This window comes from Pseudoalteromonas sp. S16_S37, assembly GCF_014694405.1.
Lineage (GTDB): Bacteria > Pseudomonadota > Gammaproteobacteria > Enterobacterales > Alteromonadaceae > Pseudoalteromonas.
On record NZ_JAAUWV010000013.1, the window covers coordinates 1 to 23198 of the forward strand.

20 protein-coding genes and 1 rRNA gene are annotated in these 23198 nt (G+C 42.7%); 12 read left to right on the top strand and 9 right to left on the bottom strand.

Annotation, left to right across the window (positions count from 1 at the left end; all coding sequences use genetic code 11):
• Positions 1 to 5: 5 nt before the first annotated feature.
• Positions 6 to 120 (top strand): 5S ribosomal RNA (gene rrf / locus HC733_RS08290).
• 350 nt (positions 121 to 470) lie between these two features.
• On the opposite strand, the gene HC733_RS08295 is transcribed toward rrf, so the two are convergent.
• Positions 471 to 1115 carry a DUF2959 domain-containing protein gene (locus tag HC733_RS08295; protein ID WP_190364588.1) on the bottom strand — a complete coding sequence of 215 codons (645 nt, stop codon included), beginning with the start codon at positions 1113 to 1115 and terminating at the stop codon, positions 471 to 473.
• Positions 1116 to 1200: 85 nt separating this feature from the next.
• On the opposite strand from HC733_RS08295, the gene HC733_RS08300 reads away from it, so the two are divergent.
• From HC733_RS08300 to dtd, 3 genes are all read left to right on the top strand, one after another.
• Positions 1201 to 2097, top strand: coding sequence for a virulence factor BrkB family protein (locus HC733_RS08300; RefSeq protein WP_190364589.1), 897 nt, complete (start codon positions 1201 to 1203; stop codon positions 2095 to 2097).
• 12 nt (positions 2098 to 2109) lie between these two features.
• Positions 2110 to 3051, top strand: a complete 942-nt coding sequence (locus tag HC733_RS08305; protein WP_190364590.1) for an alpha/beta fold hydrolase — start codon at positions 2110 to 2112, stop codon at positions 3049 to 3051.
• A 75-nt stretch (positions 3052 to 3126) separates the two neighbouring features.
• A complete protein-coding gene (dtd, locus tag HC733_RS08310; RefSeq protein WP_190364591.1) occupies positions 3127 to 3564 on the top strand; it encodes a D-aminoacyl-tRNA deacylase in 438 nt (145 codons plus the stop codon).
• Here the strand turns inward: dtd and HC733_RS08315 are convergent.
• Positions 3561 to 4250, bottom strand: coding sequence for a spermidine synthase (locus HC733_RS08315; RefSeq protein ID WP_190364592.1), 690 nt, complete (start codon positions 4248 to 4250; stop codon positions 3561 to 3563). The genes dtd and HC733_RS08315 overlap by 4 nt on opposite strands.
• A gap of 158 nt (positions 4251 to 4408) precedes the next feature.
• Between HC733_RS08315 and HC733_RS08320 the strand changes: the two genes are divergently transcribed.
• Positions 4409 to 5302, top strand: coding sequence for a bifunctional GNAT family N-acetyltransferase/hotdog fold thioesterase (locus HC733_RS08320; protein WP_190364593.1), 894 nt, complete (start codon positions 4409 to 4411; stop codon positions 5300 to 5302).
• Between the two features lie 76 nt (positions 5303 to 5378).
• On the opposite strand, the gene HC733_RS08325 is transcribed toward HC733_RS08320, so the two are convergent.
• Positions 5379 to 6119, bottom strand: a complete 741-nt coding sequence (locus tag HC733_RS08325) for a transporter substrate-binding domain-containing protein (RefSeq protein ID WP_190364594.1) — start codon at positions 6117 to 6119, stop codon at positions 5379 to 5381.
• Positions 6120 to 6222: 103 nt separating this feature from the next.
• A complete protein-coding gene (locus HC733_RS08330; RefSeq protein ID WP_190364595.1) occupies positions 6223 to 7029 on the bottom strand; it encodes an AraC family transcriptional regulator in 807 nt (268 codons plus the stop codon).
• Positions 7030 to 7105: 76 nt separating this feature from the next.
• Here HC733_RS08330 and HC733_RS08335 point away from each other — a divergent pair, with 76 nt between their 5' ends.
• Positions 7106 to 8284, top strand: coding sequence for an MFS transporter (locus HC733_RS08335; RefSeq protein ID WP_190364596.1), 1179 nt, complete (start codon positions 7106 to 7108; stop codon positions 8282 to 8284).
• An 82-nt stretch (positions 8285 to 8366) separates the two neighbouring features.
• On the opposite strand, the gene HC733_RS08340 is transcribed toward HC733_RS08335, so the two are convergent.
• Positions 8367 to 9257 carry a LysR family transcriptional regulator gene (locus HC733_RS08340; protein ID WP_190364597.1) on the bottom strand — a complete coding sequence of 297 codons (891 nt, stop codon included), beginning with the start codon at positions 9255 to 9257 and terminating at the stop codon, positions 8367 to 8369.
• A 102-nt stretch (positions 9258 to 9359) separates the two neighbouring features.
• Here HC733_RS08340 and HC733_RS08345 point away from each other — a divergent pair, with 102 nt between their 5' ends.
• Both HC733_RS08345 and HC733_RS08350 read left to right on the top strand, forming a co-directional pair.
• Positions 9360 to 10532: an MFS transporter gene (locus tag HC733_RS08345; RefSeq protein WP_190364598.1), complete on the top strand. Its 1173-nt coding sequence runs from the start codon at positions 9360 to 9362 to the stop codon at positions 10530 to 10532.
• Positions 10533 to 10558: 26 nt separating this feature from the next.
• Positions 10559 to 11080, top strand: a complete 522-nt coding sequence (locus HC733_RS08350) for a GNAT family N-acetyltransferase (protein ID WP_190364599.1) — start codon at positions 10559 to 10561, stop codon at positions 11078 to 11080.
• Between the two features lie 34 nt (positions 11081 to 11114).
• Here the strand turns inward: HC733_RS08350 and HC733_RS08355 are convergent, their stop codons facing one another.
• Both HC733_RS08355 and HC733_RS08360 read right to left on the bottom strand, forming a co-directional pair.
• Entirely contained in the window at positions 11115 to 11786 is a 672-nt protein-coding gene (locus tag HC733_RS08355) for a DUF1707 SHOCT-like domain-containing protein (protein WP_190364600.1), read from the bottom strand.
• Positions 11787 to 12020: 234 nt separating this feature from the next.
• Positions 12021 to 14063 carry a glycoside hydrolase family 97 protein gene (locus HC733_RS08360; protein ID WP_190364601.1) on the bottom strand — a complete coding sequence of 681 codons (2043 nt, stop codon included), beginning with the start codon at positions 14061 to 14063 and terminating at the stop codon, positions 12021 to 12023.
• Positions 14064 to 14251: 188 nt separating this feature from the next.
• On the opposite strand from HC733_RS08360, the gene HC733_RS08365 reads away from it, so the two are divergent.
• Both HC733_RS08365 and HC733_RS08370 read left to right on the top strand, forming a co-directional pair.
• Positions 14252 to 14890 carry a methylamine utilization protein gene (locus tag HC733_RS08365; RefSeq protein ID WP_190364602.1) on the top strand — a complete coding sequence of 213 codons (639 nt, stop codon included), beginning with the start codon at positions 14252 to 14254 and terminating at the stop codon, positions 14888 to 14890.
• Positions 14877 to 16115 (top strand): hypothetical protein, encoded by a 1239-nt coding sequence (locus tag HC733_RS08370; protein ID WP_238937501.1) that lies wholly within the window; start codon positions 14877 to 14879, stop codon positions 16113 to 16115. The genes HC733_RS08365 and HC733_RS08370 overlap by 14 nt, the downstream gene beginning before the upstream one ends.
• A 27-nt stretch (positions 16116 to 16142) precedes the next feature.
• Here HC733_RS08370 and sthA read toward each other — a convergent pair whose 3' ends face one another.
• Together sthA and HC733_RS08380 are read right to left on the bottom strand one after the other, a co-directional pair.
• On the bottom strand, positions 16143 to 17588 hold the full coding sequence (gene sthA / locus HC733_RS08375; protein WP_190364604.1) for a Si-specific NAD(P)(+) transhydrogenase: 1446 nt from the start codon (positions 17586 to 17588) through the stop codon (positions 16143 to 16145).
• A 36-nt stretch (positions 17589 to 17624) separates the two neighbouring features.
• A complete protein-coding gene (locus HC733_RS08380) occupies positions 17625 to 18770 on the bottom strand; it encodes an acyl-CoA desaturase (protein WP_190364605.1) in 1146 nt (381 codons plus the stop codon).
• Positions 18771 to 18878: 108 nt separating this feature from the next.
• On the opposite strand from HC733_RS08380, the gene fabR reads away from it, so the two are divergent.
• On the top strand, positions 18879 to 19481 hold the full coding sequence (gene fabR / locus HC733_RS08385; RefSeq protein ID WP_190364606.1) for an HTH-type transcriptional repressor FabR: 603 nt from the start codon (positions 18879 to 18881) through the stop codon (positions 19479 to 19481).
• A 388-nt stretch (positions 19482 to 19869) separates the two neighbouring features.
• Positions 19870 to 23145, top strand: a complete 3276-nt coding sequence (locus HC733_RS08390) for a M4 family metallopeptidase (protein WP_190364607.1) — start codon at positions 19870 to 19872, stop codon at positions 23143 to 23145.
• The last annotated feature ends 53 nt before the right edge of the window (positions 23146 to 23198 follow it).

A 23198-nucleotide genomic window follows, 5' to 3' on the forward strand; every position in this document is an offset into this window, starting at 1 on the left:
ATTTTCCTGGTGAACATAGCGTTTTGGAACCACCTGACCCCATGCCGAACTCAGAAGTGAAACGAAACAGCGTCGATGATAGTGTGGCAGCTGCCATGTGAAAGTAGAACATCGCCAGGTCCTTATTAAGAGAAAGCCCGATTCGAAAGAGTCGGGCTTTTTTGTTTTGGTGCTAAATCGTCTCGTACAGTGCACAGGTGATGCACATTGATAAAGAGACGAATTAGCGCAAGGTAAAGGGAGCGACTTCACAGCTGCTAAGCCATACTCCCTCAGTTAAGTAGGCGAGTCCCTCAGCAACAGCTAAACTGGCTCATCTCACCTTGCGCAAAGGAAACGCCCTCACTGCGTTCGTTGTCGTTAAACTTTTGCACGATACCTACTCAATTCGTTCGCTGTAGAATTGTTATTACATAAAAAAACGGCGAGTAAGCCGTGTTTTTGCTGCTAAATTTAGCTCGTTTAAAATGTTACTTGTTCGCATTCATTTGCTCGATAAATTTATTCGAGTCAGCAATGGAGCGGTTCATGTCGTCAATAAGCGATTTAATATCGGTTTGCAGATTTTTGAATTCACCTCTAATAGCGGCGATAGCTTGAGCATTGAGATTATGTTTAAGATATAACACATTATCTTTCAACGAAGCCAATACAGGCTCCATTTTGCTCTCACTGCTGCGCATTGAGCGTAGTAAGCGGTCAAATTGCCTTTGTGTCTGCTTTAACTTTTTTTCACTTTCTCGTTTAAGTTTTTCGCTCGAATATTCTGCTAACTCGTCTTGCCACTCATTAAAAAGAGCTTGTGCAACATCCTCAACTTTGTTGATATTGGCACTGACCGCTTCTGCTGACGCTAAACTTGACTCATAGTCATCATTGAGTTGCTCGTATGCTGACTGTAACTCACCACCATCAAAGTTGATAAGTGTACTGAGGCGCTCAAGAGCAGATTGAAACTCTTGTTGTGATTCTTGCTGTGACTCTTTGGTTGCTTCAACACGGTCCACTAATATTTCGCGTTTGTGTATACCTACTTTCTCCATGGCAGAGTAGTAAGCGGTTTGGCAGCCACTGAGCATTAAGATAAGAGTTGTAGCCAATGTAAAGCGTTTCATATTATGCCTATTTACCATCTATGATGCTGTAAATTATGTAACTGATTGCTATGATGTGCAAAGTGTTTCGTTGTATTAGGCTATTATGAATTTTCAGTTTGAAGCTTTGGCAGACAAAATTAAACGGGTTATAACAATTCAGCCTAAATGGTGGCGTTACTATTTAGCCCGATGTGCAGAGGATCAGATCACTGTTAACGCGGGTTATTTGGCATACGTCACTTTGCTATCTCTGGTTCCTTTAATCGCCGTTGGTGTGGCGATATTTTCGGCTTTTCCTGGATTTGAAGAAACCCGCATCGCGATTGAGAACTTTATTTTTAATAACTTTGTCCCCACATCGACAGACAGTATAAAGTCACATATCAGCGCATTCACCGGCAATGCTAATCAGATGACGGCTGTGGGTATTGGCTTTTTAGCGGGCATTGCTCTTTTGCTCATACGCAACGTTGATGCTGCACTGAATCGTATTTGGCGAGTAGAGAAAAAACGTCCTTTGATGATTTCTTTTGCTATTTATTGGATGGTATTAACACTCGGGCCTGTGCTATTGGGGGCGAGTATTGGTGTAACCTCTTATATTGTTTCACTTGTTTCGTTTGCAGATCAGGGAATACCTGGGTTCAGTGGGTTTTTGTTAAAGCTATTACCTTACGCGATTTCTATGGTTGGCTTTATTATGCTCTATACTTTAGTGCCTAACACCCGTGTATCTTTTCGAGCGGCGGTGCCCGGTGCTTTATTTGCTGCCATGTTATTTGAGTTGTCAAAAAAAGGGTTTGCAGCTTATATCAGCCATTTTCCATCTTATGAAGTGATTTATGGGGCGTTAGCAACAGTACCTATTTTGTTTGTTTGGGTTTATTTGTCATGGATAGTTGTGCTCTTGGGGGCTGAGTTTACAGTGTGCCTAAGTGAGCACGATCCTTGGTTCAAAGAACTTGATGAACAAGACGAGGAGCAAAATACTTCTAGCTAAAGAGGTGTCGCGATGACACAGGGTTATATAGTCGGTAAAGCATTTCGTCACTATCATCTAGCAGTGGGGGATGGTCATCAAATATACGTTAAGGAATATGGTAAACCCGATGGTTTGCCGATAATAGTAAATCATGGTGGTCCAGGTTGCGGCTTAAATAGTGAGTCTACGCAATATTTCAATCCTAAGCGTTATCGCATTATTTTGTTTAGCCAAAGAGGGTGTGGCGGTTCTACGCCCTCTGAGCTGAAAAACAATACTCCCCTTCATCTTGTAAAAGACATTGTCCAACTTATGGACCATCTTGAAATAAAACAAACCATATTAGCCGGAGGCTCTTGGGGAGCAACACTCAGTTTGTTCTTCGCCCATACCCATCCTGAACGAGTGAAAGGCTTAATCCTTTGGGCAAGTTTTCTGGCAACTGTTGATGACTTGAAGTGGTTGTATTCACCACAAGGTGCGGGTGCTCAGTTTTATCCCGAGAGTTATCGAGTTTTTAGCCAAGGGTTAACCAGTGAGCACGATATTTTAGCCTACTACAGACATACGTTATTTGGTGACGATGAATTGTTACAGCACAAAGCGGCGCAACATTGGCACGACTGGGATAGACAAGTGACGCTAGCAGCGTCGTTAAGTCGATATCATTTAGAGCAGCCGAGTTGTGTTACGCAGCAAGCAAAAATAATGTGTCATTATTTCAGTCCCGAAGTATTTTCACAGTTGAGCGGTTTGGATACTGCCACAGACGCGTTGCGAAGCATTCCTTGTTGGTTTATTCATGGGCGGCATGATCTTGTTTGTCGGTTTGCGCCAGTGCAGAAACTGGCTGATGAATTAAAGGCTCAATTGTACATTCTAGATGGACTTGGGCACAGCGGTGCGAATGAAGCTTATTATGAAGCTATTAGAAGAGCTGCAGATCTACTTGCTTGTAAGCTACACACTTAGTACATGATAACTAGCGTTCAGAAGACCATTACCCTATAGTTGAGCACTTTATAGTTGAGCGCAAAGGGGAAGTAAGTGCAAGGTCTAATTCAAAGAGTGTCATATGCAAAAGTAGAAGTTGGCGGTGATATTGTCGGAGAAATTGGCACAGGCATATTAGTTTTGCTGGGTGTTGAAAAACATGATGATGCAAATAATGTGACCAAGCTCCTTCATAAAATCAGCAACTACCGCATCTTTACAGATGAAGAGGGCAAAATGAATTTGAGCCTTAAAGATATTTCAGGGCAGTTGTTGGTTGTATCTCAATTTACATTGGCTGCTGACACCAAAAAGGGCATGCGGCCAAGCTTTTCTTCTGCGGCAACGCCTGATCAAGCTAAGCACTTATATGAGTTGTTTGTTAAGCAAGCTAGAGAGTCAGGTTTGCAAGTCGCTACTGGGCAGTTTGCAGCGGATATGCAAGTGACGTTATGCAATGATGGACCTGTGACCTTTAATTTAAGCGTTTAACGCTTGATGGCAATAATGTTGTTGGCGTAGTCTGCTACGGTCTGTATGTGGGGCTTTTTGCCAAAGTTGGTGATGAGCAAATGTTCTAAATGCTGGCGTTGAGAGTTGTGCTCGCATAGAAAATTAATAAATAGCCAGCCATTAGGATTAAGCGCCGCGCGCAGCAGTTGATAAAAAGGGTGCTGATATAAAAATATCGGCGCATCCATTTCACTGAATAAATCTAATATTATCCAGTCATAACGTTGAGTACCTGATAATGCAGTATCTGCATCCATACAAGCAACGCTACAGCCTTGTTCGGTACTAAAGTACTTTTTGTAGCAATGAACGATGTCTGGATTATTATCTACTGAAAACACTTTGCAATCGGGATATACCGCGTGCAGATAATCTCTTATCGCACCGCCACCTAGCCCTAATTCTAAAACATTTATGGGGCTAGGTAAGTCTTTCCATATGCTTTCAAGTACTTGTAAATGAGGAAAAAGAAGTCTCTCTGGGTGGTTTCTTTCCACTACAGATTGTAAGGTGTTATTGATCAACAACCAGCGCAGGGTTTTGTCTTGTCGAACTTGAATACTGACATCACCTTGTTTATGCCAATAAAGTAAGTGGCCTAACTGATGGCTTTGCTGCACAAACTGGTTGGCGATCGTGCCGCTGGCAGTTACAAAATTATGCATAGTAACATGAGCATAGCTCAGGTTTTTTATAATGCACATTTTGTGCGGAATTTTTTACAGTCTTAAAGCGACTTCTACCAATAGACTATGTTCAGATACTGCTATTTCTTGTATGGTCTATTGCTCATAGCCAATAAAAATGAATAACAGGAGTATGTATGTTTAAGGTTAGCTCACCCCAAAGTAGTGAAGATTGGCAAGCTTATTATCAATTACGTTGGCAGGTTCTTCGCGCGCCATGGGGTCAGCCTAGAGGATCTGAACAGGATGACCTAGAGCAAGAGTCTGAGCATCTATGCATCAAAAATAATGAAGGACAAATATTGGCTGTGGCGCGTCTGCATTTTAATAATCAGCAGCAAGCACAAGTTCGCTATATGGCTGTATCAGAAGCGCATAGAGGGCAACATTTAGGTAGCCGCTTGTTACATGAACTCGAAAAAAGCGCATGGCGACAAAACGCCGAGGAGCTCGTGTTATTTGCACGTGAGCGAGCACTTGCTTTTTACGAGCGTCATGGCTATCAAATGGTTGAAAAAGCACACCTTGCATATAATGATATCCAGCATTGGAAAATGGTAAAACAAAAGCCCACGGAACCGGGTTGGTTTCGCCACCCTGATTGGACGCAAGTCCTACAAGATACTTGGCGAGAATCGATCCCCATTAGTGATGCTATGGGTATCAAAGTTGAAAGCTACACAGATTGGCAGTTTTCAACTTGTGCTGACCTAAAAGCAAACTTAAATCTTCACAATTCAATGTTCGCTGGCTCTATCTATAGTATGGCGACGCTAACAGGATGGGGTGCCACCTATTTAGCGTTAAAAGAGCGCAGCCTTGAAGGCAACATTGTGCTTGCAGATGCCAGCATTAAATATTTAAAACCACTCACTACCGCACCCAGTGCAACCGTAGCAATCGCTGATTGTGACGGCGATCTAGATGTACTCATGAGTGAAGGTAAAGCGAAATATCGGGTGCCAGTAAAAGTGTATGATGGTGATGTGTTAGTTGCGACTTTTGAAGGTTCATTTGTTGTTTTGAAATAAATAACGCTGCGTATCACTAATCGTCACCTGAAGAACAGCTCTCAGTGGGCTTTGGAGTCCCTAAAAAGTCCACTAATTATTGCAAGTTATACTTTATTAATAATTGTTCGAGAATTTGTTGAATGTTGAGCTGTTTGGCCCTAGTGTCGAACGTGAGCATCATGTCATCTACAGCATTGTGCTCTTTTGCGTTGGGCGTGAAGGCCATAAATATATCTGTGCGACTCACACACCCTGCTATTCTAAAGTCGTGCCACATTTTAGCTTGTTTTAGTTCATACAAAGTAGAATTTTTGGTGAATAAAAAAGCATCTATGCGGTTTTTAGTTAACATTTGCGCACTTTGTTTTATATATCTTTCATGGTACGGCTGAAAAACAAACTGATCTGAATGACTAGATACATAGTGATTGAGCTCTTCTATTGATGTGTCGATTGCAATACCAATTTGCATCTTGCTAAGAGAATCAATACCTCTGTATTGCCATTGATTCTCTAACGTTGTGAAAAAACACATTTCTTGTTGCCCAACAGCTGAAGCAGGGTAGCGTAACTGCGGTGCTTCTGCTTTGGCTGGTGAAAGTAGTGCATGATACTTCCCTGCCAAAACGTACTTTATTGCTCTTGACCATGGAAAGTAATCAACTTGTAGCTGATAATCCGAATCGCGATAAATCTCTTCTACAAGGTCGACAACATAGCCTTTTTCTTTTTGCTCAGGGCAAATTTGTGGACACCAATCAATAGCTGCAACCTTAATCGTTTTGGCAAAAGCGCTTGTTGTGACTAAGAGGAATACTAATAGGCATAACTTCATCGCTCCTCCTCACAATCATAGATCTATATTCTTGTTATGCATTAACTTTAGAATACGACACAGCGAATTGGTAGCTAGCGTATTATTTCCGTGATGTTTTTCTCTATTTACGCAAATATTGCCCAGGCGTGCAGTTAAATACTTTTTTAAAGGCGGTATTGAACGCAGAGCTCGATTCAAACCCCAGCTGTTCTGCAATAACTTGTTGGCTGTAGCCCGCTTCAATCATTTCTACCGCTCTTAAGCCTCGCAGCTTTTGCTTCCACTGACTAAAATTCATGGCAAAACTTTTATTAAATAAGCGATTGAGCGTTCGCGTTGAGGCACCTACTTGTTCGCCCCACTGCTGTAGTGTTTTATTACAGCCTGGATTGGCATGTAATTCACTGATAATAGGAAGAAGCCTCGTGTCTTGTGCGGTTGGCATAAAAAAAGCACTGGTTGGAGCGGATTCTAACCTGTCGATAAAGACATCGATAAAACGAAGCTTTTTCGCATCAAGTGTATAGTCTGGGTCCCATTGACAGATCTCTAAAATAATCGCTTTCAACAGTTCGTCAACGTGCAGTAATTTAGCTTGGTGACCCAGCACCTCTATGTAGTCTCCATCAATATATACACTGCGAAAGTGTCCACCATACCGACAGAAAGTTTCATGAGGCAAATTAGGCGGCAACCACAGCGCTTGGTCGGGTGGGATAACGAAATTGCCCGCTGGTGTATTGATGCTCATTACCCCGTTACTGGTGTAGGCAAGCTGTCCCCAAGTATGTTGGTGAGTTTGGACATGTTGCCACGGTGGCATGGTGCTCGCTCTGGGGTAAACAGGTTTACCGAGGGTTTTTAAATTGAAGCGAGTTTTGATGCTGATCCAACTAGAAGTTGTCTGATCTGATAAATTTTCTGTCATAGTGTTATATTTTGGTCATCTCAAACTGAGCATACAATGAGCAAGAAATACAATCAATGTGCTTATAGGAGAGACAATGGAAGATGTACCTGCTCAAAAATGGAAAACCCCATTTGGATTTTTAACATTGGCTACCATTGTAATGGCGGTCACATTTGCAGCGTGGACTGCATTGCTTAATAACTTTGCCGTAGAAGCCGCCCAATTTACTGGGGCGAACATGGGAATGCTGCAATCGTTAAGAGAGATCCCCGGCTTTTTAGCCTTTACTGCTGTATTTGTGTTGTTGGTTTTAAAAGAACAAACATTTGCCTTAGTCAGTTTGTGTTTGCTGTCGATTGGTGTGGCGATCACTGGGTTATTTCCCACAATTTATGGCTTGTATGCAACGACAGTGCTGATGTCGATTGGCTTTCACTATTTTGAAACGCTTAACCAATCATTGAGTTTGCAGTGGTTTAGTAAAGATGAAGCGCCTCAAAAACTTGGCCAGCTATTGTCGATAAAATCTATGGCTTCATTGGTTACCTTTGCACTCATTTGGCTGTGTTTGACGTTCTTAACAAAAAACTATGAGTGGTTATATCTTGTATTGGGTGGCGTAGGCTTGCTGCTGACGTTATTTATGATCAGTGCATTTCCACATTTTGTAGCAAAAAGCACGCAACACAAAAAGCTAATACTGCGCAAAGAATACAGTTTGTATTATTTACTGCTGTTCTTCTCTGGTGCACGCAGACAAATTTTTATGGTGTTTGCTGGCTTCTTAATGGTTGAAAAGTTTGGCTTTGATGTGGCACAAATTACGCTGCTTTATATGCTCAACCATGTGGTTAATATTTTTGCAGCGCCTGCAATCGGTAAAATGATAGGAAAAATAGGCGAACAGAAAGCATTAACTATCGAATATACTGGCCTGATTTTGGTATTTACTGGTTATGCGTTAGTTGAATCAGCCAATTTTGCTGCGGTATTGTATGTGGTGGATCATTTATTCTTTGCTATGGCAATTGCGCTTAAAACATACTTCCAAAAAATAGCCAGACCTGAAGATATCGCTTCTACGGCGGGCGTTAGCTTTACTATCAATCATATTGCAGCTGTCATTATTCCAGCAAGCTTTGGTATTGTGTGGCTTTATGACAATTCGTTGGTGTTTTACTTTGGCGCTGCCTTAGCAGCTTGTTCGTTAATATTAAGCCAGTTTATTGGCTGGCATTTACAACGTCGTCAAGCTCAGCTACCTACGGTGTAACTACACAGACTCAAAGGTGCAATATGGTTGTTTGAATGTTTTATTCTTTACAGCGAACATATTGCATACTTCAGTCGCACACTCATTTTTGCTCAGTGGCTAACTGTTGTTTCAAATGATCAATAAACATTCGGGTTTTTAACGGTGTAAAAGCGCTTTTGGGATAGTAAGCCCACAGCTGTTTTTTAGCAGACTGAATAGCAGGCAAAACGGGTATTAAAGTACCCGCTTGCAGTTGTTTGCGAATATAACTTGCCGATATGAACATTAAACCCATGCCCTGTACTGCGGCCTCTAGCATTACATCGAGATGATCTGACACAAAGTTATAATGCGCAAAGTTAAACTTGCTCCCATCGTTTAATACAATATGACCTTTTTGTTGATAATAATTGCTCAGCAACATTCTATGCCCTGCTAAATCTTCCAAGCGATTAATAGGTTTGTGTTTTTTGAGATAGCTGGGTGCAGCAAATAAGCTCATTTGATACTCCAGTAAACTACAGCCTTTATGTGCAATGGAATCAAATTCATCGTAGTGACGGGTTATAACCAGATCATTATGTAGATCGGGTGGCGCGCCGGGTGCAAGTACATTGAGCTGAATGGTGACTTCAGGATAGGTTGCCAAAAAGCGCTGAATACTAGGCATTAAAACACTATTACCAACAGCTAAAGTTGCCGCAATTTTCAGTATGCCGATAGGAACCTGATTCATTTCTTGCGTGTGCGACATGACCGATTCAAACTGCGCTAATAATGCCTGTGCTTTGGGTAAAAATATTTGCCCAGATTCACTTAAGGTAACTTGTCTTGTAGTACGGATTAACAAACTGGTGCCTAGCTGTTTCTCCAACCAGTCAATGCGCTTACTGACAGCGGATGAGGAGATATTAAGTTGCAAAGCTGCCTGCGTGAAACTTGCGTGCTCCGCTATCAGCACAAAACTTTTAGCAGCAGTAAGCCAATCCATATTAGTTCCTGTTGGGATGTAATGTTGTTCCAATTACATGCTTTTTAATCACTAAAGTAAAGCCTATATTAACGGCTCAGTGTTTATTGGGTGGGCGTATCAATGGTATGGACGGCGATGTTGCTTTTGTCTTGTTCTCAGCTAGCGAGCCAAATATTTTTGCCTGTATTACCACAGATAGCGAATGAATTAAGGCTCAGTGCTAGCCAAGGTCAAATGATGATCACTGGATACTTCATTTGTTTAGGCTTGTCTCAGTTGGTTGTTGGCCCCTTGCGTGATAAGTATGGTGATAGGCGTGTTTTTCTTATTGGGCAGTGTTTGTTTGGCTTAGGATGCATGTTGTGTGCAATGGCAAACAGTGTTGAGTGGTTTGCCATTGGTCGAATATTACAAGGCTTGGGTGCTGCTGCCCCATTGTTGATAAGTCGAACCTTGCTAGGCGCGCTCTATCAGGGTAAGTGCCTACAAAGCGCATTAAATAGCTTGGCGATGGTGGCCAGCTGTACCGCGATTTTATCGCCCTGTTTAGGGGGCGTTTTGGCTGACTGGTCGAGTTGGCAAGTGGTTGCTTGGTTACTCGCAGGCTATGTATTGGTTGTTGCTGTGATTGGATTTTGGTTGTTACCCAAACAAGTAATGCCCTGTGGTGCAATTTCATTGCATCCCAAAAAGTTGTTCAGGCGTTATCAGTTGCTGCTATTAGCACCTCAATTTATTGCACTGGCACTTTTTAAATGGGGACCAACTTTTATTTACCTCACCATACAGCTTTATTACCCATTTGTGTTGCAGTCTCAGTTTGCCCTTACACAAAGTGAATTTGGTCAAATGATGATGTTGCCTATGGGCGGGCTACTACTTGGCTCTATGCTCACTAAATACTTGCAACATCGTTACCGCATAAGTGATGTGATGGCGCTTTTTTGGCCTTTATTGCTGATAAGTGCAATGTGTTTTGTGGCTTTGCCTTTTACGCTAGCAAATGCATTGCTCGGATATGGTTTAGTCATGATGGTTTTTGGTGGCTATTTTTCTCTTTATATGGGCCTTGTGACCACTTATTTTCGTGAACAATCAGGAAGTGCTAACGCCTTAATAGGGGCAATCGAATTATTGTTATTTACGTTACTTGCGGTTGCCTGTAACGCTTACTTTATAAGTGTACCGAGTGATATTGCCTGGCTTATTTTAGGAGTCGCACTGTTGTTGAGGTGGGCGTGGGGAACATTATTTTTGAAAAATGGTAAGTTAGATGCCAATAGCAACATTTAATAAAAATACTAAAAAAGGAGTCACCAATGCACTTTAGTACACCAAGGTTAGCCATTCGCCTAATCACACCAGAGGATTTACAAGCAAGTTATGAACACCGTAGTTGCGCGCAAACATCTCGTTATATTGGTGAGCCCGCAACATTTGAACAAGCTAAGACGAGATTATTAGAAGGGTGCAAACCTTGGTTGGCTGAAGAACATCAGCGCCTAGCTCTGGCAATTACATTGCACGACAGAGGCAAGCTGATAGGTGAGTTGATGTTTAAATATGTGAATAAAGAAAGCTTAATTGGTGAGATAGGTTACCGATTACATAAAGACTTTATTGGCCAAGGGTATGCCTTTGAGGCAGTTGATGCTTTTATCAATAAACTATTTGAGCAGCTGCCGGTGATGAAAATTACCGCCTTGTGTGCCACAGATAATACCGCGTCCTGGAAGTTAATGGAAAAGTTAGGTATGCAAAGAGAAGGGCACTTGCGCAGTCATTTCAGATTGGGTAATGAGCGCGCAGATGCCTATTATTATGGTTTGTGCCGAGATTAAAAAGCTTGGGGCAGTGCTAAGCGTATGTAACGAGCTAAGGCTTTTTACCTTCATCAAACAGCGATTTAAGGCTATGGGCGAACTGTTTAACTTTCTCTTGCATCGTTTTCTTCACGCTTATTTCAATACTACCCAAGATCACTTTACCTCGAATATAAAGCTTTGGGCGCTGAGTATTAAAGGTATTGGATGAAAGCCCGGCACGGTTGTTACTTACATGCCCGAGGATATTGGTGGTACTTGTTATAACATCAATGTTTTCTGGGACAATTATTTCATCACTGCCGCCGATACAGTTTACTTCTATTGTCACCTCGGGGTGAGTAAACACAGCGTTTCTAAAATCTAATTCTATACTGCCTAGATAATTATTTAATTTAATATGCTTTGGAACAATCCACTCTCCGCTGCGTTGATCTGAGCTTAAGATAGAGGTGATGTCGAGCGTGTCGGGGTGATCGCTTGAGGCGGTATATTTTGGTTGCATTCTCGCTTGTTTTTCACTGTGATAGCGGGGATCGGATTGCAGTGGTAAATCGGCAGATAAAGCTTGAAGTTGCTCAGCATTATTGGTGCTATATGCATTATCTAAGCGTCGCTCAAAGGCATCGGCAGAGATCTCTCCATGGCTATAATTTAGGATCAACTGATCAATCACTTCTTCTCTTACAGCGTCAATGGGTCTATCGCTTACTGGTACTGGCATCTTAATTATCCCTATCTTATTTATTGTTTTGAATGTTAAAGCAATGAGTGGGCCATAAATTTAGTTATTATTTATCAATAGCTTGAATTTTTTGACTGTTCTTGTATTGGTGATTAAGGCGAAAGAGTAGGTAATTTCACCAATTATGAGTATTTATAACAAAATGAGAGAGTAGAAGCGAGAAGTGATACGCTCATGCTCGATACCCGTAGGTATCGAGCAGAGAATATTGTATTACAGCGCTTTAAAGCGAATAGCGGTACCGCCGCTGGTGGCCAGCTTTAACGTTAATGTGTCTTTTGCTGTCACGATTCGTTTGCTGATTTGTATATCATATGGGTTGTTCTTCCACTCGGCATTTTTTCCATCTTGGTAGATTTGTGCTTCGAACTTTTTATCTGCGTCTAAAAAGTGTAACGGCACGTCGATTGAGCGCGCTTGCTCATCGGTGATAGCACCTAAATACCAGTCGTTGCCAGAGTACTTGCCTCTTTGTCTTTCTTTTCTTGCGAACACCACATAATCGCCAACTTCACCCGATAGCGCGATACTGTGCTCCCAGTCTGTAGGAACATCTTTGATAAATTGGAAGGCATCGGCTTTAGCAAGATAATTTTCTGGTAAATCTGCTGCCATTTGAATTGGGCTGTATAACACAACATACAAAGCCAGCTGTTTTGCAAGCGTGGTTTGTGGGCGGTTAGTTTTATCGCCTAATCCATTGAAACTCATGTCGAAAATGCCAGGTGTAAAGTCCATTGGCCCCGCCAGCATACGCGTAAACGCTAACATCGGTGTGTGCTCTGGTGGATTGGGTGGTGTGCCCCAGGCATTAAACTCTTGGCCTCTGGCACCTTCACGACTTAACCAGTTAGGGTAGGTACGGCGTAATCCCGTGTCTTTGATTGGTTCGTGGGTATTGATGCTGATCTGATATTTGGCTGCCAGTTTAACGTTATCCAGATATTCGTTAACCATAAATTGGCCATCATGCCATTCAAAGCGTGGTAATCCACGCTCGTCTATCCGCTTGATATTACCGCCATCAGCAACATAGCCTGTTTTAACCTGACGCACACCCGCTTGCTGATATAACTTAAAAGCATCATCCATTTGCTTGCGATAGTTACTGACATTACCTGATGTTTCGTGATGACCGATCAGACGGGCACCAACCTTTGTTCCGTGTTCACTAATCGCTTTGATATCAAAATCTGGATAGGCTTGTGTGAAGCTAAATACATCTCCATTGTAAAACCAATCGCCATCCCAACCGATATTCCAGCCTTCAACCAATACGCCATCAAAGCCGTGCTCTGCGGCAAAACTTAAATAGTCTTTTGTGTGCTCTGTGGTGGCACCATGCTTTTCACCGCTACCCCATGTGTTTTTGCCAATATGCATACCCCACCAAATACCTAAATATTTGCCAGGCTCTACCCATGATGTATCTGCTAATTTATTGGGTTCGTTGAGGTTTAATATTAGGTGGGAGTTAAGTAAGTCAGTGGCTTTATCGCCAATTTGTAAGGTGCGCCATGGGGTTTTAAATTGCCCGTTAGTTTTAACTTTGATGCCGTCAGACCAAGGTGTTAAATCTGCAACAAAAGTCCCTGGGCGACGCTGATTTAAAGTCATTGCGGCATAATCAACAAGCGCAGCTTCGTGCACGCTAATATGCACACCATCGGCATTTTTTAGTGTGAAAGGTGTATGCACATGCGCAGCGTCGTGCAAGCTGGTGGTATTGTAAGTGTATTCATAACGATTCCAACCTCGCGCGGGGATCCACCATGCAGTGCTATTTTGGCTATCAGCAAAGTTAAATTCTGTCAGCTCTTTGGTAATGTATAACGCATTGTTTTTATTTACTTCATAGCGAAAGCCAAGGCCGTCATTAAACACTCTCACACGCAGCGTATAAGCGACGTCTTTACTGTTTTTATCTCGCAGCTGAACTTCTAACTCATTGTGCTTATCTTCAATGATACGCGCTTCACCCCAAGGCTGTTGCCAATTGCTGTGATGGCTGCTGGTGGTGGATTTTGCGATCTCGATGTTATCTTTCATCGGCGCTGCACGTTGAAACTCAAAGCCCAATTTAGAGCCGTTTAACAAAGGTTTATTGTTAAACTTAACCTGATACTGGGGCTGAGCGTGGTTATCATCAACCGTAAACTTGATGGTGCCATCGGGAGAGCTTACTGAGTAGCTAGCAGCTTGAATAGCTGAACAAAAAAAGCTGCTACACAGTGTTAGAGTGCTGATTAAGCGCATGATGTTCCCTAATTTGTTGTCATAAATGGTGTTTTACTAGCATACTGCCCATGGCCTCAAACACTGAAATATCTGCATACGTATTCATTTTGAATGTACAAAGGCGTATCTTGGGTCTATTAAGGGAGTCTTCATTGTGAGCATGCGTGCTCTATACTGATTATCTAATTATTTGTACGGAACGCTGGATGAATAAAATACTCTTATTACTTGGCTTGTTAAGCACTGCAAGTAATGCGCTTGAAATAACAATCACCGATGAGCAAGGCAAACCGGTGGCAGGAACGGCTGTTTGGCTGAGCGGTAAATCTTGGCAAGCAAACCAATCGCAACAGCAAACAATTTATAGCATGGGGCAAAAAGACAGGGCGTTTACCCCGCACACCTTGATAGTGCCGAGTAACAGCCAAGTTGAGTTCCCTAATTTTGATTCCATTTTGCACCACGTGTATTCATTTTCTCAGGCCAAGGCATTTGAATTAAAGCTCTATAGAGATAAACCTCTTGCGCCTGTTCAGTTTTCGCAAGCGGGTGTAGTAGAGCTTGGCTGTAATATACATGACTGGATGCTAGGGTATATTTTGGTTGTTAATTCAGGTGTTTATGGGATAAGCGATGCACAAGGTAAAGTCTCCCTTACAATCGATAGCGCGCAGTTGGGTAATACACAATTGAATGTCTGGCATGAGCGATTTGAAAATTTGAACATGCCTGAAAGCCAGCCGTTGACTATCACGGGTGTATCACAACAGGTGCAGTATCAAATTAAACAACCTCTACTCGACAAATTGGAGTTCATTACAGATGAGACGGATGATTACGAGTAAGCCGTTAGGCCTATTAGTGTGGTCGCTAATAATTAGCCAGTGCGTGGCGGCACAAGATATGTCTGCGCAGGTTAAAGGGAATATGAGTGTCTCTTTAACTAACAGCAGTAATACTGCTGCTTGGCATCAGTATGGGTGGGGTATTGCGAGATTTTCCGATAATAATCAGCGGCTCAACGTGAGCCGATTGGCATTAAGCTCACGAGTAGATATCAGTTCGGCATGGTCGGCGCATGTGGTTGCTCAATATGTCCCAGACCCAAATGATAAAATTGGCCTAACAGAAGCATATGCGCAATACCAACCTTTAGCACAAGGTTATCAGTTTAGCGCACGCGTTGGTGGGTTTTATCCGCGTATGTCATTAGAAAACCCCGCACTTGGTTGGTCATCTCCCTATACTTATCACTTCTCGGGATTAAACGCGTGGTTAGGGGAGGAGGTTCGCACCTTTGGTGCTGAGTTTGAGCTTAAACGCGCAGCGCGCCGCTTTCGCTCCAAACATGATTTAAGCGCCATAGGCGCAGTGTTCAAAGGCAACGACCCTGCAGGAACATTAATTGCGTGGCGGGGGTTTGTACCACATGACCGACAATCGGTTTTTAATGAACGCATAGGAATTGCGCCATTAAAATCACTCTCTACACCACAACTGAGTCGCCAAGGACAGTATGTAGAACCCTTCACTGAAGTTGATGGACGGTTTGGTTATTATTTAGGTGCGCATTGGAGCTACTTGAAGCAACATGCTCTGCGCTTTTATTGGTACGATAATAATGGTGATCCCAGTGCAATAAACTATGTCACTAAACAATACGCTTGGGATACCAAGTTTTGGAGCTTAGCGTGGCGAACAAAGTTTAATGCCCAATCTCAACTGATTGCACAAGCGATGGTAGGTAATACTGCAATGGGGCCAACGCGCGGCGTAGATAATGATTTTTATAGCTGGTTTGTGATGTTGAGCCACACCTTTGATGATTACCGATTGAGCGTAAGAGCTGAGCAATCCAAAGTAATAGATAAAGACCATTGGCAATTTGATGAAAACGCCAGTTTTACAAAGGGTGTGACGGTAAATGTCCAAAAGTCACTGTCTGAGCAGTGGCAATTAGGTGCAGAGCTGCAACTTATCGATTATGAGGCCGATGCACGATTAGCTGTCGGCAGAGCGAAAGGGCAAGATGAGCAAGTTTGGCGCCTAAACGCGCAATATCAATTTTAAAAAAAGCGCCAATTTGGCGCCTTTTTATTAGTCACACAACCGGTTTAACCCATTTAATGCCGCAACTCGGTATGCCTCAGCCATGGTCGGGTAGTTAAAGGTCGTATTGACGAAGTACTCAACGTTATTGCCTGGTCCTTTTTGCTCCATAATCGCTTGACCGATATGCACAATTTCAGAGGCGCGTTCGCCAAAACAATGTACGCCAAGAAGCTCTTTTGTTTCTGCATGAAACAATAATTTAAGGCTGCCAACTTCTGTGCCTGTGATCTGGGCGCGAGCTAGATGCTTAAATTGCGCACGACCCACTTCGTAAGGGATTTTAGCCGCAGTTAGCTGCTGCTCAGTTTTACCGACCGAGCTCATTTCTGGGATGGTGTAAATCCCTGCGGGAATATCAATGATTAATTTATCTGCACACTCACCATGGGCAATCGCATCGGCAGCAATTCGGCCTTGATCAAATGCGGCACTTGCCAAGCTTGGGTAACCAATAACATCTCCCACCGCGTAAACATTCTCCACATCGGTCTGATAATTTTCATTTACTTTTAATTGCCCACGACCATCGGCTTTCAAGCCAATCGCCGCTAAATTAAGGTCATCAGTGTTACCTGTACGTCCGTTAGCAAATAAAATACAGTCTGCTTTTACGCGTTTACCTGATTTTAAATGTAAAATTACACAATCATCTCGGGTTTCAACGCGCGCAAAATCTTCATTGTGGCGAATTACAATACCGCTATTCCAAAAGTGATAACTGAGCGCATCAGAGATTTCTGCGTCCATAAACGCCAGTAGGCGGTCACGGGTGTTCACTAAATCTACTTTTGCGCCTAAGCCTTTAAAGATAGAAGCATATTCACAGCCAATCACACCTGCGCCGTAGATCAACACGCGTTGCGGGTTGTGCTTCAAGCTCAAAATGGTGTCGCTGTCGTAAATTCGTGGGTGAGTAAAATCGACTTCAGGCGGACGATAAGGCCGTGAGCCTGTTGCAATCACAATGGTCTGTGCGGTGATCAACTCTTGTGAGCCATCGACATGTTCAACCTTTATCGTGTGTTGATCTACAAAACTGGCGTTACCTTGATACAAATGGATGCGGTTACGTTCATAAAAGCTACTACGCAGGTTAGACTGCTTTGAAATAACCGTACTGGCATGATTCAAAATATCTTGAAAGGTGTGACGTTGTGGCTTTTCAGTAAAACGGTATAAAGGATTGGCTTTGTACTCGATTAAGCGACTGACAGAGTGACGCAATGCCTTAGAGGGAATGGTGCCCCAGTGTACACATCCGCCACCAACGGCTTGCTGCCTTTCAATGACGGCAACTTTTTTGTGGCTTTTCGATAAGTTCATTGCGGCCCCTTCACCCCCAGGGCCAGTACCAATGATGATTGCGTCGTATTGATATACCTCAGAACCTGCATTGGCTACAGGTGCTGGTTTATTTTTTGGCTTAGCCACGGCCTCTCCTCATTCTATCTAAGAGGCCGCCATAGTTTAGCTAAAAGACGGTTTTAGCAGCCTCGCATTTAATGCTAACCATGCTTGCTTTTGAGTTTGCCAAGCCGCCTCTAATTCTTGATATTGTTTCATCAATGCGGACTTTTCACAGTGCTCTAGCATGGAGTCTTTTTTTGCTTCGATTAATTGCTTTTGTACGCTACAAAAGGTCTGAAGTTTTTTCAGAAGCAATTCATACTCTTGATGTAACAATGTAAGCTTATCTTGCGCTAAAGGCAATTTTGCAAGACGTACTTTTGTTTTCAACAGCAAAGTTTCTGCTTTGGCTTTTTCTATTCGCTCAATAGGCGTGCGCTTGAGCTTAGATGCAAGCCCGACAGCCGCCATTGCGCGAATAATCCATTTGGTTGGATCATAGTGGTACCAACGAATACCGTTGCGATAGTCACTGGCAAAAATATGGTGAAAATTATGATAGCCTTCGCCATAAGTGAATAGTGCTAAAAAGCCGTTATCACGCGCAGTATTCTTTTCGGTATAGGGACGAGAACCCCAAATATGCGCTAATGAGTTGATAAAAAAGGTGAAATGTTGACTTAGTACCAACCTTAGCACCCCAGCCAAAAGCAGCATGCCTACCACTTCAAACCACGTGTTAGAAAGCATTAGGCCTAGCACGAGCGGAATACCAATATTCGTGAGTAAAACGAGCTTTAAATAATGACGGTGCTGAAACATCACTATTTTGTTACGTTGCAAGTCTCGCGCATTGGCGTAATTACCATAGCTATCACCTTGATAGTCGCGCAGCATCCAACCGATGTGACTGTACCAAAAACCGTTTGTTGCGGCGTAAGGGTCTTTTACTGGGTCGTCAACTTGTCCGTGGTGGACTCGATGGTCGCTACTCCAGTGTAGGGCACTGTTTTGCAGCGCAAAAGCGCCACCAATAGCAAATACCCATTGTACAGCTGGGTGCGCATCATAAGCTTTGTGTGCCCAAAGTCGGTGGTAACCTGCGGTAATTGATAAGCCCGCGTAAAACATACAGCAGACAAACACCAGCCAATGAGTTGTGGTGTATCCATAGGTAAAGCCGTACCATGGTACAAGCGTGATAGCTGCCAAGAATGACAGACTAAAAAATATTACATTGGTCCATATAATCGGTGGTTTTTTCATGATTAGTTAATTTCAGCGTACACTTGTACGCTAAAATAATATTTCATTCTGTTGCCGTCAAGTATTAGACTTGAGATCGTTTTAAAAAAATTGCTATTGGAGCAGAGAATGTCGGGTGTTCGCGCACAACAAAAACAAAAAACAAGGCAAGCACTGATTGAAGCGGCATTCAACCAGCTCAGTGCAGAACACAGCTTCTCTAACCTAAGTCTACGTGAAGTCGCGCGTGAAGCGGGTATTGCCCCAACCTCATTTTATCGTCATTTTAAAGACATGAACGAGCTTGGATTGACCATGGTAGATGAAGCTGGTCTTACGCTGCGTCAGCTTATGCGCCAAGCTCGTAGGCGTATTGCCAGTGGTGGCAGTGTGATCATTACCTCCGTTGAAACTTTTATGGAGTTCATTGATACCTCTAGCAATCAGTTTAGACTGCTACTGAGAGAACGCTCGGGCACTTCGAAAGCGTTTAGAGCCGCTGTTGCCAGAGAAATTAAACATTTTATTCTTGAGCTCGCGCATTATCTTGAAAGCGAAACACCGTGTGACAAGCAGCATGCATATATGCAGGCAGAGGCCATGGTCACGTTGGTTTTTAATGCTGGTGCTGAAGCGCTCGATCAAGATGCGCAGCAACGGGCAGAGCTCACCGAAAGGTTAATTTGGCAGCTACGTTATATTGCTCGCGGTGCTAATCATTACGGCTCTTAGTCTTAAAGCTTTTTAACCTCACTTTACCTTTAATATTCTGTTTTCTTCATTGAATGAGCTACTCAAGTGTTGCCATTTAGCGGTTAAATGGCTTCTGGTTGCGATTTATTTCTAGGTTTCGCTCTCTAAGAATCAACCATTTTTACTATATTTGTACCTGATTCCATAAAAATCCTACAAAGGAATATATTATTCCTCTGAGCTAACCTGCTTTGTTACAAAAAAGTTTACTTTATGTTCTTTTTTTGCATCAAAGAGTTAGGTGTTATGTGAATTTCATTCATTCTTTTTTGTTATTTAATTGTTAATTTTGATGCATTACTCTATATCGTAATTAACCACCTTTAGATCAACAAGGTGTTGTAACTAAATTCAACAAGGAATTGAAATGAACAAGTTTTCGGTTTTCGTTGCCACTGGGTTATTCGGCATAACCTCTGCTGCTCAGGCTGTTCAGAACCACACTTTGCTTAACCAAGCACATGTTTGGCAAGTGTTAGAGCAATCGATTGCTCAGCAAGGGCTTGGCTTCGTACAGCAGTCCAATGTACAAAGCGTGACTGATGGGGTTGAAGCTGTATTGAGCTATCGATTAATCAAACAAACTGGCAAGCAAAAAGAATATCGCCACTATCAAACCTATTTAGGTCAATGGCCAGTGTTAGGGGCGCGCTTTGTATTGATAAATAATGATGATGGCGAAGTTAAGCAAGGATTAGGCAAAACAGTTCTAGCAAAAGGCAGTATACGCTATGTAACCCCTAAGCGTTTCTTACAATCAGACGAGCAGGTGTTAGCAGATATCGCAAAACAGCAAAATGTTACTGCACAGGATACTCAGCTGACGCGCGCTTATGAAGTGCGCAATGGACAATTGAACCCTGTTATCGTGCTCAAAGGGTATGTTGATACGCAGGTTTATCGCTATGTGTTCGATGCCAGAACATTACAAATTCTCAGTCGTAAGCAAGACTTAGATGCATTTACCAGCGATTTGGTCGCAGGTGGTGGCATTGGTGGCAATGAAAAGCTCGGTGCAATTTGCTACTCACCCCAACCGCAAAGTATGAATAACTGTTTGAATTATCAATTTGATGCAAACGCTCCAAAAGGTCAGGAGTTGTTGTTCCAAGTTCAGGATGGGGCAATATTTCAAGCGTTCTCGGGTTATCCATTTATCGTCAGCAAGCTTAATGATACCTGCACACTAGAAAATCCCTATGTTAAAACCATAGATTACATGAACGATAAGTCTCTCGCAGCAAGTTATCAGTGCGACAGTACGAACGAGCATTTTGATAAGCAGCGTATCGACGACCAGTTCTATGACTATTACAGCTATCTAGCGGTGAATGAAGCACACTTTAATGCTGGAGTGGTGATGCAGTATTACCATACTTTGCTTAAGCAAATGTACCCACAGCAGGCTACTGATTGTGACCCTAATGGGTTTTGCTTAAAGCAGCTTAAACAGAATGTGGGTAATAACACCTATGGTAATACCCAAGCTAACTGGGACGACACTCACGTCAATTACGGTACAGGGAATTACGGTGGTACCCATTATTTTCACACTACTTTGGATGTTGTAGCACATGAGGCAAGTCATGCTGTGACATTTTGGAACAGCCAGCTAGGTGCGGCCGATCAAGATGGTGCAATAAACGAAGCATTCTCTGATATCGCCAGCGTGGCGGTATTGGATTACTTACAAGCAAACGTATCGGGTGCTTATAGTCAGTCAGCGGCTTATTTAAATCAAATCAGTGATAGCGCTCAAAATCATCAGAAAAACCGTAAATGGTGGTACGGTTGGGATGTTATGTACGAAGACAAAGGTGCTCGATTTTTTGAGATGCCTTCATGGGATGGTCGCAGTATTGATCATTTTAAAGATTATCAAACAGGATTATCGACCTATCACATTGGTGGGGTGTTAAGAAAGGCATTTTACGAACTTGTAAAGACTCACCATTGGTCTATCAACGACGCATTTAAATTGTTTTTACGCGCCAACATTGAATGTTTTTTCCCAGGCGCCAGCATTGAAGATGCTGGGCAATGTTTACTCTCTCAAGCCGGCAATTTCACGTATTTAGGCACTGAATCTAAGTTAAAAGCTGATATTGATGAAACCTTACATTCTGTGGGGATTGTGGCGCGCAATTCAGACATATCAACATTGGATTTTACCAGCAGCATTAATTACAACACGGTGAATTATCGCGTTGCTAGTGTACCAGTAAACGATATCGCGAGGCTTGATATTGCTTGGGGCGATGGTACCGAGGAAAGCTGGCAAGAAGGGGACTCAAGCAGTATTTACGATTACCTTGAACGCGCACGCCAAGTGAATGTGGATGATCTAGTGCGCTTTAAGCTCACGGTGACACTTAAAAATGGCCAGCAAAAAGTGGGCTACCGTCATTTTTATAGTCGCGCTGTTGGTGCTTCCTGCGAGCCATATTTTAATCAAGGTCAAGTGCACACCACAGATGTCAGTGTTAATGATACAGCACTTGCGCTCAGCAGCGAGCGCTATCAAAGTTTGTTAATCAATGCAGTGTCATTTAATAGGCATAACGAACAGACCTTAACGTTACCATCATCACTGAGCGATAAGCGTGTCACTTTGTTGGTTGACAGTAATCGCAATGGTTTATTCTCAGCCGATGAAATGGTTTTGAACAACCAACTAGTTGGCAATGGTACGGTGAATTTTACTTTGCCTGAGACACTCTCAGCAGGCGTTACTATGTTGCGTATGGCCATCGGCAGTGAATATAACTTCTACGACACGTGTGGGCATACCAAACTAGCTCAGGTAATTGATTTAAAAGCAGACATAGATGTACCTGAACTACCAATCAAAGCGGGCTTTGAGTATCAAGTTCTAGCAGATAATCGCGTTGAATTTATCAATACTTCACAGGCCAATGTGTTGCGCCAGCCTAAGTATCAATGGCAGTTTGGCTTTGATGGCCGCACTAGCTCAGCACAAACCCCTGGCGTTATTGATTATCCTAAAGTAGTAGGCAATTACACGGTGACCTTATCGGTAAGTTACCAAGATGGCAGCGGTGAAACAGACACGTTCAGTAAAAACATCTCATTGTCTGAGCCTCAGCAGTGTGTGGTTGCGATAAGCGATCAAAATAATGCCAATACGTTTTATATCGATCAAATCATGATGTGGACATCAATTAATGACCGCTTATCGGTTACGGGGGCACAAGGCACCAATAGCATGGGCTACGTACTACATAAATCTAACTTTAGCTTTACTCGCTCACAAGAGCTTACCGTAGATATTGTCAGCAATGAGATCAGTGAATCGACAGCTGAACGTCTTTTGAACAATCGAGCAAATGAACTGCGTTTCACCATCTGGTTGGATAAAGATGAGGACAAAAAGTTTGAGCTAGGTGAAGAAAACTTTAGCGACATGAATAGTAACTACCTCAAAGAGTGCAGCAATGGTCGTTGCCGTATTAAAGCCAGTCAATCGCTGTTCTTACCTTATGTTCGCTGGTGGGAAGACAAAGACTATGTGATCCGTGCTCGTTTAGAAGAGCAACCTCAAGCAAGTAAAGGGCAAGACGGCTGCAATAACTTCCATTACGGTGAAGTTTCCGACATCAAGTTCTCAGTCACTGGCTGGTAAATAACACTTCTTTTAGCAGTAAGGGCCCTTGTATCAATTGATACAAGGTTCCT